This is a genomic window from Frigidibacter oleivorans (genome assembly GCF_003993775.1).
GTDB classification, from domain to species: Bacteria; Pseudomonadota; Alphaproteobacteria; order Rhodobacterales; family Rhodobacteraceae; genus Frigidibacter; species Frigidibacter oleivorans.
Map to the genome: position 1 here is coordinate 50,058 of NZ_RJRZ01000021.1, position 12,827 is coordinate 62,884.

Genomic DNA, 12,827 nt, shown 5'->3' on the forward strand with positions numbered 1-12,827 from the left:
GATGATGTTCGACACTACACCGCCGCGCGAGACGCTGCTCGACGTCAACAATATCGAGGTGATCTACAACCATGTGATCCTCGTGCTGAAGGGCGTCAGCCTGTCGGTACCCAAGGGCGGCATCACCGCCCTGCTGGGCGGCAACGGCGCGGGCAAGACGACAACGCTGAAGGCGATCTCCAACCTGCTGCGGTCGGAACGCGGCGAGGTGACCAAGGGCCAGATCCTCTATCGCGGCGAGCGGGTGCAGGATCTGGACCCCGCCGCGCTGGTGAAGAAGGGCGTGATCCAGGTGATGGAGGGGCGCCACTGTTTCGAGCATCTGACGGTGGAGGAAAACCTGCTGACCGGCGCCTATACCCGCACCGACGGGCGGGCCGCGATCCAGGCCGACCTCGAGATGGTCTATTCCTACTTCCCGCGCCTGAAGGAGCGGCGGAAGAGCCAGGCCGGCTATACCTCGGGCGGCGAGCAGCAGATGTGCGCGATGGGCCGGGCGCTGATGTCGCGGCCCGAGACGGTGCTGCTGGACGAACCCTCGATGGGTCTGGCGCCGCAGCTGGTGGAACAGATCTTCGACATCGTGAAGGCGGTGAACGAGGGCGAGGGCGTGACCTTCCTCCTGGCCGAGCAGAACACCAGCATCGCCCTGCGCTTTGCCCACTACGGCTATATCCTCGAATCCGGCCGCGTGGTGATGGACGGGCCCGCGGCCGCCCTGCGCGAGAACCCCGACGTGAAGGAGTTCTACCTCGGCATGTCCGACACCGGCCGCAAGAGTTTCCGCGACGTGCGCAGCTATCGACGCCGCAAGCGCTGGCTGGCCTGACGCCGGCCTGCCGCCCCCACCGACGTTTTCACCCCGCGCGTCCTGCGGGGCCGGGACCAGCCATGACCGAACATTCGCCTCTTCGCCCCTTCGACCGCTCCGAAACCCGCCCGCCCGAGGCGCGCGCCGCCGATCTGGCGCGGATGCTGCCCCGGCAGATCGCGCGGGCGCAGGCGACGCCCGGCTTCGGCCCCCGGCTGGCGGGGGTGGAGGCGGATGCGGTCACCGATGCCGCCGCGCTGGCCGCGCTGCCGGTGCTGCGCAAGTCGGATCTGGTCGCGGCGCAGAAGGCCGCCCCGCCCTTCGGCGGGCTGACCGCGCGGGGGGCGGCTGACTTCGCGCATCTGTTCCAGAGCCCGGGGCCGATCTATGAACCCGGTGGCGGCGGGCATGACTGGTGGCGGATGGGCCGGTTCCTGCATGCCTGCGGCGTGGGGCCGGGCGACATCGTGCAGAACTGCTTCGGCTATCACCTGACCCCGGCGGGGATGATCTTCGAATCGGGCGCGCGGGCTGTGGGGGCGGCGGTGCTGCCGGCGGGGACCGGGCAGACCGACCTGCAGGTGCGGGCGGCGGCCGATCTGGGCTGCACCGTCTATGCCGGCACCCCCGACTATCTGAAGGTGATCCTCGACCGCGCCGACGAGATGGGCGAGAGGCTGGCCATCACCCGGGCGGCGGTGGGGGGCGGGGCACTGTTCCCCTCGCTGCGCGCGGAATATGCGGCACGCGGCATCCGCACGCTGCAATGCTATGCCACCGCCGATCTGGGGCTGATCGCCTATGAAAGCCCGGCGATGGAGGGGATGATCGTCGACGAGGGCGTGGTGGTCGAAATCGTCCGCCCCGGCACCGGCGATCCGGTTCCCGAGGGCGAGGTGGGCGAGGTGCTGGTGACGACGCTGAACCCCGACTATCCGCTGATCCGCTTTGCCACCGGCGACCTGTCGGCGGTGATGCCGGGGCCTAGCCCCTGCGGCCGCACCAACCTGCGCATCCGCGGCTGGCTGGGACGCGCCGACCAGACGACGAAGATCAAGGGCATGTTCGTGCGGCCCGAACAGGTGGCGGCCTTCGTCGCCCGCCACCCCGAGGTCGCCCGCGCCCGGGTCGTCGCCACCCGCGAGGGCGAGATGGACGTGATGACCGTCCGTGTCGAAACCGCCGCGACCGAACCCGGGCGCTATGAAGGCTCGATCGTCGAGGCGCTGAAGCTGAAGGGCCGGGTAGAGATCGTGCCCCCCGGCGCCCTGCCGAACGACGGCAAGGTCATCGACGACCTGCGCAAGTACGACTGACCGCACCCTTCGCGAGGCCGCAAAGAAAAGGGCCGCCGGATTGCCCCGGCGGCCGCATCTGCTGCTGGCTCTGCGCGATCCGTCGCCGGATCAGCCCTGACGGGCCTTGTAGCGCTTTTGCGTCTTGTTGATCACGTAGATGCGGCCTTTGCGGCGCACGATCTGGCAATCGCGATGACGCTGCTTGAGCGAGCGGAGCGAGTTCCGGACCTTCATCGGCCTTCTCCCATTCGCGGCGCGCGTGCGCCTTCAAAACAACGATGCCCCCGTTTCCGGGGGCGGCGATGGTGGGCGCGACAGGGATCGAACCTGTGACCACTACGATGTCAACGTAGTGCTCTACCGCTGAGCTACGCGCCCCGACCGTCGCGGCCCCGCCGCAAATGCGCCGGGGTCGTTTCGGTTCCGCGGTCTATAAAAGGAGTCGTTTGGCCTTTCAAGGGGTTTCGGCGCCGTCACAAAGGCCGCTATAGTCGCGTCCGAGATGCAGCCGTCCCACGCCTCACCGCCGTTCCGTCTGACGCTGCCGGCCCGGCGCGACAGTCCGGCGATCTTCTGTTCCCCGCACAGCGGCCGCGACTATCCGGCCGACTTCCTCGCTCAGTCCCTGCTGGACGCCCGCGCGATCCGGTCGTCGGAGGATGCCTTCGTCGACGACCTTTTGGACGCGGCGCCGGGCTGCGGCGCGCCGCTCTTGGCGGCGACGCTGCCCCGGGCCTATGTGGACCTCAACCGCGCGGCCGAGGAACTGGACCCGGCGCTGATCGCGGGCCTGCCGCCGGGGGTGCAGAACCCGCGGATCCTGTCGGGGCTGGGGGTGATTCCCCGGGTCGTCGCGGGCGGGCGGGCGATAAGGTCCGGCAAGATCACCCGGGTCGAGGCCGAGGCCCGGATCGAGCACGGCTGGCGCCCCTATCATGCCTGCCTGTCGCGGCTGGTGGAGGAGGGCGCCGCGCGCTTCGGCGGCGCGCTGCTGATCGATGTGCATTCCATGCCGCATGAGGCGGTGGAGGTCGCGGCCGGTCGCGGCCGGCGACCGCAGATCGTGCTGGGCGACCGCTTCGGCGCGACGGCGGCGCCGCCGGTGGTGGACGAGATCGAGGCCGCCTTTCTGGACGAGGGGCTGGTCGTCGCCCGCAACCTGCCCTTCGCCGGCGCCTATGTGGTGCAGGCGCATGGCCGCCCGGGGCTGAACCGCCATGCCGTGCAGATCGAGATCGACCGCGCGCTCTACATGGACGAGGCGGCGATCCGCCCCCACGCCGGCTATGCCGCCTTCCGGCAGGCGATGCGGCGGGTGGTGGCGCGGATCGCGGCGATCCCCCTGCCGCAGGCGCGCGGGCTGGCGGCGGAATAGCCGGCTCAGCGCAGCCCGCGCCCCTTGCCGATCGCATCGGTACCAAAGCGGGCGCGGATGGCGTCGGTGGCGCGTTCGGCGCGGGCGCGGCGTTCCGCACCGGGGTCCAGCAGGTCGCCCGTCAGGTCGGCCGCGCTGGCGGGAACGAGGTCCGACAGCCCCACCCCGATCAGCCGCAGCGGCCCGGTCGGGCAGGCCGTATCCAGCAGTTCCTCGGCCGCGCGCCAGATGCGGTCGGCGATCTGCGTCGGCTCGCGCAGGGTGTGGCGGCGGGTCTGCAGGGTGAAATCGCCGCGCTTCATCTTCAGCGTCACGGTGCGGCCCGCCATCTCTTTCGCCTTCGCCCGGTCGGACACCTGTTCCGCCAGCCGCCAGACATGCCCCTTCAGCAGTTCGGCATCGGCGGTATCCTCGTGGAAGGTGGTTTCCTTCGAGATCGACTTCACCGGCGCGTTGGGGCTGATCCGCCGCCGGTCCTCGCCGCGGGCGATGTGCCACAGCCGGTCGCCCATCGCGCCGAAGCGGGCGGACAGGTCGCGCCGGTCCCACCGCAACAGGTCGTCGAAGCTGCGGATGCCCGCCTGTTCCAGCGCGGTCTGGGTGGCAAGGCCCACGCCCCAGATCAGCCGCACCGGCTTGCCCCGCAGGAAGGCCGCCGTCTCGGCCCGGCCGATCACCGAAAAACCGCGCGGCTTGTCGAGGTCGGAGGCCACCTTGGCCAGGAACTTGTTGTGCGACAGGCCGATCGAACCGCTGACGCCCAGCTCCGTCTCCATCCGCCGGACCAGCCGCGCCAGCAGCAGCGCCGGCGGCGCGCCGTGCAGCCGCTCGGTGCCGGTGAGGTCGAGAAAGGCCTCGTCCAGCGACAGCGGCTCCACCTGCGGGGTCAGAACCTCCATCATCGCGCGGATCTGGCGGCTGACCTCGACATAGCGGGACATGCGCGGCTTCACCACCACGGCGTCGGGGCACAGGCGCAGCGCCTGGAACATCGGCATCGCCGACCGTACGCCCGAGATGCGGGCGATGTAGCAGCAGGTGGACACCACGCCCCGCGTGCCGCCGCCCACGATCACCGGCCGGTCGGCCAGCGCGGGATCGTCGCGCTTTTCCACGCTGGCATAGAAGGCGTCGCAATCCATATGCGCGATCGACAGCGCGAACAGCTCGGGATGCGACAGGACGCGCGGCGACCGGCAGGCCGGGCAGCGGGCGCCGGCGTCGAAGGTGGCGAGGCAGTCGCGGCAGAGGGCGGGCATGATGAGCCATACTATCAGCCCGGTCGCCTGCCCCGCCAGAGGGCGGGGGCAGGAGGGACTTCCGGCATGGCGCCCGGCATGGGATAGTGTCGCCAAAAGCATGTCATGAGGGACATCATGGAACCGAACCTTCTGGCAGAACTGATCGGCGGCAATGCCGTGATCATCTTCCTGGCGCTCTTCATCATCTTCTGCATCTTCCTCGGCGTGCGGATCGTGCCGCAGTCGGAAAAGCATGTGGTCGAACGCTTCGGCCGGCTGAGGGCGGTGCTGGGGCCGGGGATCAACTTCATCGTGCCCTTCCTCGACCGGGTGGCGCACCGGATCAGCGTGCTGGAGCGGCAACTACCGAATGCGATGCAGGATGCGATCACCGCCGACAACGTGCTGGTGAAGGTGGAGACGAGCGTCTTCTACCGGATCACCGAGCCGGAAAAGACCGTCTACCGCATCCGCGATGTCGATGCCGCCATCGCCACCACGGTCGCGGGCATCGTGCGCAGCGAGATCGGCAAGATGGAACTGGACCAGGTCCAGTCGAACCGCAGCGACCTGATCCTGAAGGTGCGCGAGCAGGTGGCGGCGATGGTGGACGACTGGGGGATCGAGGTGACGCGGGCCGAGGTGCTGGACGTGAACCTCGATGACGCGACGCGCGCGGCGATGCTGCAGCAGCTGAACGCCGAACGCGCCCGCCGCGCGCAGGTAACCGAGGCGGAGGGCAAGAAACGCGCGGTCGAGCTGAACGCCGATGCCGAGCTGTATGCGGCCGAGCAGGAGGCCAAGGCGAAGCGGGTCCTGGCCGAGGCCGAAGCCTTCTCGACCGCGGTGATTGCCGAGGCGATCAAGGAAAACGGGCTGGAGGCCGCGCAGTATCAGGTGGCGATCCGGCAGGTCGAGGCGCTGGCCGAGGTGGCCAAGGGCGGCGGCAAGCAGACGGTGCTGGTGCCGGCCGCGGCGCTCGACGCCTTCGCCGATGCCTTCCGGATGTTCCGGGGACGCGGGGAATGACCGTACTGTGGCAGATGTGGTGGGTCTGGATGGTGGCGGGCATCGCGCTCGGCATCTTCGAGCTGTTCCTGCCGGGCTTCGTCTTCCTCGGCTTCGCGGTCGGCGCGGTGCTGACGGGGCTGGGGCTGTGGCTGGGGCTCCTGACGGTGGCGGTGGGCTGGCTGCTCTTGTGGTTCGCGGTGCTGTCGCTGCTGGCCTGGATCGGTTTTCGCCGCTGGGCCGGGGTCCGGCGCGGGCAGGTCAAGCTGTGGGACCGCGACATCAACGAGAACTGATGCGCGGCAGTCTGCCTAGGGTTTGAGCAGTTCGGGAACCCGAATGAGGCGACGGGGTTGTCCGGCCAGAACCTGACCCAGGAGCAGAAACATGCAAGACCATCGCACCACGACGCCCCGCGATCCCGCGGTCGGCGGCCCCACCACGGCCACCGCGCACCGTTCGGGCGGCAACGGCATCTTCTTCATCCTCGGCGCCATCGTCGTGGCGCTGGCGGTGATCTTCTTCCTCGTTTCGGGCGGCGAAGAGGCCACCGAGACCCCGGCGGCCAGCGACGTGACCATCGAAAACAACGTTCCGGCCACCACCGACCCGGCCGCGACCGCGCCGGCCGCCACCGACCCGGTCGAGACTGCCCCGGCCGAAACCGCGCCGACCCCGGCCCCCGATGCGGCCACCCCGGCGCCCGACGCGGCCCCCGAGGCGACGCCTGCCCCGGATGCGGCGGCCCCGGCTCCGGCCCCGGGGAACTGATCGCAGGCTTTCAGCCGACACCAAGATGAAGGGCGGCCCCTCGGGGCCGCCCTTTCTGCGTCGATCCGGTCCGGTCAGCGGTTGGGGCGTTGCGCCTGCGGCGAGCGAAGCTCTGCCACGATGGCGCGGGCGGCGGCGGCGGCGTCGTCGGCCTGCCAGACCGGGCGGCCGACGACCACATGGTCCGCGCCGTCCCGCACCGCCTGGGCCGGCGTCGCCACACGTTTCTGGTCATCGAGCGCTGTGCCCGCCGGGCGGACGCCCGGCGTCACGATCAGGCGGCCCGCAGCCTCGGGCAGGGCGCGGATCAGCGCCGCCTCCTGTGGCGAGGCGATCACGCCATCGGCCCCGGCGGCGAAGGCGCGCGAGGCGCGTTCCACCGCAAGCTCGGCAAGGTCGCCCGCCCGGATCATCGCCGCATCGAGGTCGGCGCGGTCGAGCGAGGTCAGGATGGTGACGGCAAGGATTTTCGTCTGCGACCCCGCGGCCCCCTGCCGCGCGGCGGCCACCACATGCGGATCGCCATGCACCGTCAGGAAATCGAGGTCGAAGCGCGCCAGCCCCCGCACCGCCGCCTCGACCGTGGCGCCGATGTCGAAGAGCTTCATGTCGAGGAAGACGCGCTTGCCGCGTTCGTCCTTCAGCTCGCGCGCAAGCGCCAGCCCGCCGCCGGTGAGCATCCCGAGCCCGATCTTGTAGAAGGAGACCGCGTCGCCGATGCGGTCGGCCAGCGCGAGGCCCGAGACCGCATCGGGCAGATCCAGCGCCACGATCAGCCGGTCGTCTGCGGCCGTGGGACGGGTTGTGTCGGGCATCGCGCTCTCCTTCCGGTGTTGCCCCATGTGGCGGGACGACCCGGACCGGTCAAGCGGAAACCCGGCCGGAACCGGTCAGGCGGCCTGGCGCATCGTCGCTGCGGCGGGGCGCTGGCGCTGACGCAGCGCGTGCAGCTGGGTGGCGCTGGTCAGCAGCCTGTCGCGCAGCGGCGTGGCGCCGTGCAGCGGAACCGAGGTCAGCACCCGCACCTCATGCGGGACGACGCGGCCCTCGGACTTGACCAGAAGCGTCACGACCGCCTCGACGCAGCCGAAGTCGCGGAGGCGGCGGGCATGGGTGATCTCGCTGGAGAGGATGCGCATCGGTCAGCTCCTCGGCTTGCGGCGCATGGCCGCGCGGGCGGGCAGGGCGACCGGCACCGGGAAATGCGGGGCCGGCACGGCCAGCCCGCGCAGCAGCGTGCCGATGTCGGAGAGGGTGGCGAAAAGGCGGCGGATCATGGCGGTGTCCTTCGCTTGTCCGGCGGGCCGGCCGGGATGCCCGGGCCGGGCACCGGGCTGGCGGTCGCCGGCGGTTGCTCTGGTCCCACAACGCGCCGAAAGGTCGCCGGTTTCCGCAGGCTTGGCGCCCTGCCGGCGCGGTCACGCCATCTTGAAACGCTGCGGCGCGATCCACACCTGAGGAAACGAGACCCGGACAGGGCCGTGCCGCAGAGGCGGGCGGACGAGGGACCGGGGGCTTTGACAAGGAGTGTGCCGATGAACATCGAAAAGTTCACGGAGCGGTCGCGCGGCTTTCTTCAGGCCGCCCAGACCATCGCCATGCGCGAGGGGAACCCGCAGGTCGGGCCCGAACATCTGCTGAAGGCATTGATGGATGACGATCAGGGGCTGGCCGCCAACCTGATCCGCCGCGCCGGGGGCGAGCCGTCGCGCGTGACCGAGGCGGTGGATGCCGCCGTGGCGCGCAATCCCAAGGGATCGAACCTCGCCGGGCTGGAGCAGTCGCTGATGCGCGTGCTGGACGAGGCCGAGAAGCTGGCCAAGAAGGCCGGCGACAGCTTCGTGCCGGTGGAACGCATCCTGATGGCGCTGGCGATGGTGAACACGCGGGCCAAGGACGCGCTCGATGCGGGCGCGGTGACCGCGCAAAAGCTGAACGCCGCGATCAACGACATCCGCAAGGGCCGCACCGCCGACAGCGCCAGCGCCGAGGAAGGCTATGACGCGCTGAAGAAATATGCCCGCGACCTGACCGAGGCTGCCGAGGAAGGCAAGATCGACCCGATCATCGGCCGCGACGATGAAATCCGCCGCACCATGCAGGTGCTGAGCCGGCGCACGAAGAACAACCCCGTGCTGATCGGCGAACCCGGCGTCGGCAAGACCGCCATCGCCGAGGGCCTGGCGCTGCGCATCGTCAATGGCGACGTGCCGGAATCGCTGCGCAACAAGAAGCTGCTGGCGCTGGACATGGGCGCGCTGATCGCGGGCGCGAAATATCGCGGCGAGTTCGAGGAACGGCTGAAGGCGATCCTGTCGGAAATCACCGCCGCCGCGGGCGAGGTGATCCTGTTCATCGACGAGATGCACACGCTGGTCGGTGCGGGCAAGACCGATGGCGCGATGGACGCGGCCAACCTGATCAAGCCGGCGCTGGCGCGGGGCGAGCTGCATTGCGTGGGCGCGACGACGCTGGATGAATACCGCAAGTATGTCGAAAAGGACGCGGCCCTGGCCCGCCGGTTCCAGCCCGTCTTCGTCGAGGAACCGACGGTCGAGGACACGATCAGCATCCTGCGCGGCATCAAGGAGAAGTACGAACTGCACCACGGGGTGCGGATCAGCGACTCTGCGCTCGTCGCGGCGGCGACGCTGAGCCACCGCTATATCACCGACCGCTTCCTGCCCGACAAGGCCATCGACCTGATGGACGAGGCGGCGAGCCGGCTGCGGATGGAAGTGGACAGCAAGCCCGAGGAACTGGACGCGCTGGACCGGCAGATCCTGCAGATGCAGATCGAGGCGGAGGCGCTGAAGAAGGAAGACGACGCCGCCAGCAAGGACCGGCTGGAACGGATCGAGAAGGAACTGGGCGACCTGCAGGACCGCTCGGCCGAGATGACGGCGCGCTGGCAGGCCGAACGCGACAAGCTGGAGGCGAGCCGCGGGCTGAAGGAACAGCTCGACAAGGCACGGGCCGAACTGGAGCAGGCCAAGCGCGAGGGCAACTTCGGCAAGGCGGGCGAACTGCAATACGGCCGCATCCCGCAGCTGGAGCGCGATCTTGAGGCGGCCGAGGCGCGCGAGGACGGGCTGATGGTCGAAGAGGCGGTGCGCCCCGAACAGATCGCCGAAGTGGTCGAACGCTGGACCGGCATCCCCACCAGCAAGATGCTGGAGGGCGAGCGCGAGAAGCTCCTGAAGATGGAAGAGGAGCTGGGCCGCCGGGTGATCGGCCAGCGGCAGGCGGTGACCGCCGTCGCCAATGCCGTGCGCCGCGCCCGCGCCGGGCTGAACGACGAGAACCGCCCCCTGGGCAGCTTCCTGTTCCTGGGACCGACCGGTGTCGGCAAGACCGAACTGACCAAGGCCGTCGCCGAATACCTGTTCGACGACGATCAGGCGATGGTGCGCATCGACATGAGCGAGTTCATGGAGAAGCACGCGGTCGCCCGGCTGATCGGCGCGCCCCCCGGCTATGTCGGCTATGACGAGGGCGGCGTGCTGACCGAGGCGGTGCGGCGCCGGCCCTATCAGGTGGTGCTGTTCGACGAGGTGGAAAAGGCGCATCCCGACGTCTTCAACGTGCTGCTGCAGGTGCTGGATGACGGGGTGCTGACCGACGGGCAGGGCAGGACGGTCGATTTCAAGCAGACGCTGATCGTGCTGACCTCGAACCTCGGCGCCTATGCGCTGAGCCAGCTGCCCGAAGGGGCCGATCCGGCGCCTGCCCGGGCCGAGGTGATGGAGGCGGTGCGGGCGCATTTCCGCCCCGAGTTCCTGAACCGGCTGGACGAGACGATCATCTTCGACCGGCTCAGCCGGGGCGACATGGACGGCATCGTGTCGATCCAGTTGCGGCGGCTGGAACGGCGGCTGGATCAGCGCAAGATCGTGCTGGATCTGGACGCGGCGGCCCGGCAATGGCTGGCGGACGAAGGCTATGACCCGGTCTTCGGCGCCCGCCCGCTGAAACGGGTGATCCAGCGTCACCTGCAGGACCCGCTGGCCGGGATGCTGCTGTCGGGCGAGGTGAAGGACGGCGACACGGTTGCGGTGACGGCGGGCGAGGATGGCCTGATCGTCGGCAGCCATGTCTCGCCCTCCACCCGGGCGCGGCCGGACCCGGTGGTGGTGCACTGACGATCGCTGCAAGGGGCCCTGCGGGGCCCCTTCTTCCGTCGGGCGCTTCGCAAATGGTCCGGCATACGGCATCGTGAAGTAACTGCCGCGGCCTTTCCTTCGTATTGAAAGGTGAGCCTGCCCGATGCCGGAGGAAACCATGCAGATCAGATCATCCCGCGACCGCCGCTGGACGCCCGACCTCGGCTGGTCGGACGTCACCCCGAAATCCGCATGGCTGAACCGCCGGATGCTGATGGCCGGCGCGGCGGCGACCGCGGCCGCGGCGGCTGCCGGCCCGGCGCTGGCCAAGCTCGACTACCGGCCCTCGCCTCTGTCGACAGACGAAACACCGAATTCCTTCGAGGAGATCACCAACTACAACAACTACTACGAGTTCGGCACCGGCAAGACCGACCCGGCCGAGAATGCGGGCCAGCTGACCACCGACCCGTGGGCGGTGGAGATCGGCGGGCTGGTGGAGCGGCCCGGCAGCTATGACCTGGGCGACATCCTGTCCGGCGTGACGCTGGAGGAACGCATCTACCGGCTGCGCTGCGTCGAGGCCTGGTCGATGGTGATCCCGTGGATCGGCTTCCCGCTCGCCAGCCTGCTGGACCGGGTGGGGGTGCAGCCGGGGGCGAAATACGTGTCCTTCGAAACGCTGACCCGGCCCGAGGAGATGCCGGGCCAGCGCATCCCGATCCTCGACTGGCCCTATCGCGAGGGGCTGCGCATCGACGAGGCGATGCACCCGCTGACGATCCTCGCCACCGGGCTGTACGGCGAGGAGATGCCCAATCAGAACGGCGCCCCGATCCGGCTGGTGGTGCCGTGGAAATACGGCTTCAAGTCGATCAAGAGCATCGTGAAGATCGACCTGACCGGCGACGAGCCGCCCGCCACCTGGAAGATGATGCAAGGGTCGGAATACGGCTTCTACGCCAACGTGAACCCCGAGGTGGACCATCCCCGCTGGAGCCAGGCCACCGAACGCAAGATCGGCGGCGGGCTGTTCGGCTCGCGGGTGCCCACGCAGATGTTCAACGGCTATGGCGACCAGGTTGCCGCGCTCTATGCGGGAATGGACCTTGCCCGGAATTACTGAGGCGCGGCCCGATCTCGCCGCGCGCGTCAACGGCTGGGCGCGGCGGGTGCCGGAATGGGCGATCTATCTGGCAGGCGCGCTGCCGGGCCTGTGGATCTTCTGGCTCGCCGCCACCGGCGGGCTGGGAATCGACCCGGTGAAGGAGATCGAGCACCGGCTGGGCGAGCTGGGCCTGCAGTTCCTGATCGGCGGGCTGGCCTTCACTCCGGCCCGCCGGTTCTTGGGGCTGAACCTGATCCGGTTCCGCCGGGCGGTGGGCCTGCTGGCCTTCGCCTATGTCTCGCTGCACCTGCTGGCCTGGATCGCGCTCGACATGTCGTTCCTGTGGTCGCAGGCGGCGGCCGACATCGTCAAACGGCCCTATATCACCATGGGAATGGCGGGGTTCCTGCTGCTGCTGCCGCTGGCGATCACCTCCAATTCGGCCTCGATCCGGCGGATGGGCGGGGCGAACTGGCGAAAGCTGCACAAGCTGGTCTATCCGGCGGCGCTGGCCGGGGGCATTCACTACCTGTGGCTGGTCAAGGCATGGCCGCTGGAACCCTTCCTCTATCTGGGCGCGACGATCCTGCTGCTGGCGCTGCGGATTCGCCTGCCGCAACGCGCCTGACCTCCGTCGGACCGGATGCGCGAGTCGCGGAATCGGCCCGCGCCGGGGGCAAGTCTGTGGAAAAGCTGGATTTCGTTGCGCGCGTCGCGCTGCGCGCGACAGAATCTGAGCGACCCCTCCCCGACCCTCGCCGGGGCGAAGCCGGACCGCGCACGGGGCAGACCCAAGGATTCATGAGGTTTTCGCGGGGCGACCAAAAAAATGACATGGACCGCGAAAAAAGCCCTTGCAGACCCCGGCACCGATCCGTAAATACCCCCTCACCGAAGCGGAACACACCGCAACGGGGCGCCGGACGGGTCGCAAGACACTGAAAGCGAAAGAAAAACTGAAGACAAGGCTGGCGGGACGCGCTGCAAGTTACGGCGCACCTGTTTTGATTTTGTCTGGCTCTTTGACAATTTGGTATACTGAAGAGATATGCGGGCGGTTTGGTCTGTTTCGACGGACGAAGCTCTTGCATATCGGCTCACTAGCCTTCTGG

Annotated in this window: 15 protein-coding genes and 1 tRNA gene; 10 read left to right on the top strand and 6 right to left on the bottom strand. The window is 69.2% G+C overall.

The window, feature by feature from the left end:
- The first annotated feature begins 4 nt into the window (after positions 1-4).
- The gene (locus tag EEY80_RS18235) at positions 5-829 is read left to right on the top strand and encodes an ABC transporter ATP-binding protein (protein ID WP_126979069.1); all 825 of its coding nucleotides are present in this window, start codon (positions 5-7) and stop codon (positions 827-829) included.
- 62 nt (positions 830-891) lie between these two features.
- A complete protein-coding gene (locus EEY80_RS18240) occupies positions 892-2,127 on the top strand; it encodes a phenylacetate--CoA ligase family protein (protein WP_126979039.1) in 1,236 nt (411 codons plus the stop codon).
- A gap of 90 nt (positions 2,128-2,217) precedes the next feature.
- Here the strand turns inward: EEY80_RS18240 and ykgO are convergent, their stop codons facing one another.
- Positions 2,218-2,343 carry a type B 50S ribosomal protein L36 gene (gene ykgO / locus EEY80_RS18245; RefSeq protein ID WP_126979041.1) on the bottom strand — a complete coding sequence of 42 codons (126 nt, stop codon included), beginning with the start codon at positions 2,341-2,343 and terminating at the stop codon, positions 2,218-2,220.
- A gap of 69 nt (positions 2,344-2,412) precedes the next feature.
- Positions 2,413-2,487: transfer RNA gene (locus tag EEY80_RS18250), tRNA-Val, on the bottom strand.
- 124 nt (positions 2,488-2,611) lie between these two features.
- Between EEY80_RS18250 and EEY80_RS18255 the strand changes: the two genes are divergently transcribed.
- Entirely contained in the window at positions 2,612-3,484 is an 873-nt protein-coding gene (locus tag EEY80_RS18255) for an N-formylglutamate amidohydrolase (RefSeq protein ID WP_126979043.1), read from the top strand.
- 5 nt (positions 3,485-3,489) lie between these two features.
- On the opposite strand, the gene EEY80_RS18260 is transcribed toward EEY80_RS18255, so the two are convergent.
- Positions 3,490-4,743 carry a DNA polymerase IV gene (locus tag EEY80_RS18260; protein ID WP_126979045.1) on the bottom strand — a complete coding sequence of 418 codons (1,254 nt, stop codon included), beginning with the start codon at positions 4,741-4,743 and terminating at the stop codon, positions 3,490-3,492.
- 105 nt (positions 4,744-4,848) lie between these two features.
- Between EEY80_RS18260 and EEY80_RS18265 the strand changes: the two genes are divergently transcribed.
- The 3 genes from EEY80_RS18265 to EEY80_RS18275 all read left to right on the top strand — a co-directional run bounded on the left by EEY80_RS18265 (position 4,849) and on the right by EEY80_RS18275 (position 6,504).
- Positions 4,849-5,754: an SPFH domain-containing protein gene (locus tag EEY80_RS18265; RefSeq protein ID WP_407920744.1), complete on the top strand. Its 906-nt coding sequence runs from the start codon at positions 4,849-4,851 to the stop codon at positions 5,752-5,754.
- The gene (locus EEY80_RS18270; protein ID WP_126979047.1) at positions 5,751-6,029 is read left to right on the top strand and encodes an NfeD family protein; all 279 of its coding nucleotides are present in this window, start codon (positions 5,751-5,753) and stop codon (positions 6,027-6,029) included. Before EEY80_RS18265 ends, EEY80_RS18270 begins: the two co-directional genes overlap by 4 nt.
- 91 nt (positions 6,030-6,120) lie before the next feature.
- The gene (locus tag EEY80_RS18275; protein ID WP_205749154.1) at positions 6,121-6,504 is read left to right on the top strand and encodes a hypothetical protein; all 384 of its coding nucleotides are present in this window, start codon (positions 6,121-6,123) and stop codon (positions 6,502-6,504) included.
- 74 nt (positions 6,505-6,578) lie between these two features.
- On the opposite strand, the gene pyrF is transcribed toward EEY80_RS18275, so the two are convergent.
- From pyrF to EEY80_RS20625, 3 genes are all read right to left on the bottom strand, one after another.
- Positions 6,579-7,319: an orotidine-5'-phosphate decarboxylase gene (pyrF, locus tag EEY80_RS18280; protein ID WP_126979049.1), complete on the bottom strand. Its 741-nt coding sequence runs from the start codon at positions 7,317-7,319 to the stop codon at positions 6,579-6,581.
- Between the two features lie 75 nt (positions 7,320-7,394).
- Positions 7,395-7,643, bottom strand: a complete 249-nt coding sequence (locus EEY80_RS18285) for a hypothetical protein (RefSeq protein ID WP_235829905.1) — start codon at positions 7,641-7,643, stop codon at positions 7,395-7,397.
- 3 nt (positions 7,644-7,646) lie between these two features.
- A complete protein-coding gene (locus tag EEY80_RS20625; protein WP_268885664.1) occupies positions 7,647-7,781 on the bottom strand; it encodes a hypothetical protein in 135 nt (44 codons plus the stop codon).
- A gap of 258 nt (positions 7,782-8,039) precedes the next feature.
- Between EEY80_RS20625 and clpB the strand changes: the two genes are divergently transcribed.
- The 4 genes from clpB to EEY80_RS20325 all read left to right on the top strand — a co-directional run.
- Positions 8,040-10,646, top strand: coding sequence for an ATP-dependent chaperone ClpB (gene clpB, locus EEY80_RS18290; RefSeq protein WP_126979051.1), 2,607 nt, complete (start codon positions 8,040-8,042; stop codon positions 10,644-10,646).
- A gap of 139 nt (positions 10,647-10,785) precedes the next feature.
- On the top strand, positions 10,786-11,733 hold the full coding sequence (gene msrP, locus EEY80_RS18295) for a protein-methionine-sulfoxide reductase catalytic subunit MsrP (protein WP_126979053.1): 948 nt from the start codon (positions 10,786-10,788) through the stop codon (positions 11,731-11,733).
- On the top strand, positions 11,717-12,343 hold the full coding sequence (msrQ, locus tag EEY80_RS18300; RefSeq protein WP_235829906.1) for a protein-methionine-sulfoxide reductase heme-binding subunit MsrQ: 627 nt from the start codon (positions 11,717-11,719) through the stop codon (positions 12,341-12,343). The genes msrP and msrQ overlap by 17 nt, the downstream gene beginning before the upstream one ends.
- A gap of 226 nt (positions 12,344-12,569) precedes the next feature.
- Positions 12,570-12,827: hypothetical protein (locus tag EEY80_RS20325; protein ID WP_205749155.1), on the top strand; the 258-nt coding region annotated here is incomplete at its 3' end.

Bases quoted from the DNA above. Each gene is read 5' to 3' on its own strand.
- EEY80_RS18235 (WP_126979069.1), top strand. From the start codon at position 5: ATGTTCGACACTACACCGCCGCGCGAGACGCTGCTCGACGTCAACAAT.
- EEY80_RS18240 (WP_126979039.1), top strand. From the start codon at position 892: ATGACCGAACATTCGCCTCTTCGCCCCTTCGACCGCTCCGAAACCCGC.
- ykgO (WP_126979041.1), bottom strand. From the start codon at position 2,343: ATGAAGGTCCGGAACTCGCTCCGCTCGCTCAAGCAGCGTCATCGCGAT.
- EEY80_RS18255 (WP_126979043.1), top strand. From the start codon at position 2,612: ATGCAGCCGTCCCACGCCTCACCGCCGTTCCGTCTGACGCTGCCGGCC.
- EEY80_RS18260 (WP_126979045.1), bottom strand. From the start codon at position 4,743: ATGCCCGCCCTCTGCCGCGACTGCCTCGCCACCTTCGACGCCGGCGCC.
- EEY80_RS18265 (WP_407920744.1), top strand. From the start codon at position 4,849: ATGAGGGACATCATGGAACCGAACCTTCTGGCAGAACTGATCGGCGGC.
- EEY80_RS18270 (WP_126979047.1), top strand. From the start codon at position 5,751: ATGACCGTACTGTGGCAGATGTGGTGGGTCTGGATGGTGGCGGGCATC.
- EEY80_RS18275 (WP_205749154.1), top strand. From the start codon at position 6,121: ATGCAAGACCATCGCACCACGACGCCCCGCGATCCCGCGGTCGGCGGC.
- pyrF (WP_126979049.1), bottom strand. From the start codon at position 7,319: ATGCCCGACACAACCCGTCCCACGGCCGCAGACGACCGGCTGATCGTG.
- EEY80_RS18285 (WP_235829905.1), bottom strand. From the start codon at position 7,643: ATGCGCATCCTCTCCAGCGAGATCACCCATGCCCGCCGCCTCCGCGAC.
- EEY80_RS20625 (WP_268885664.1), bottom strand. From the start codon at position 7,781: ATGATCCGCCGCCTTTTCGCCACCCTCTCCGACATCGGCACGCTGCTG.
- clpB (WP_126979051.1), top strand. From the start codon at position 8,040: ATGAACATCGAAAAGTTCACGGAGCGGTCGCGCGGCTTTCTTCAGGCC.
- msrP (WP_126979053.1), top strand. From the start codon at position 10,786: ATGCAGATCAGATCATCCCGCGACCGCCGCTGGACGCCCGACCTCGGC.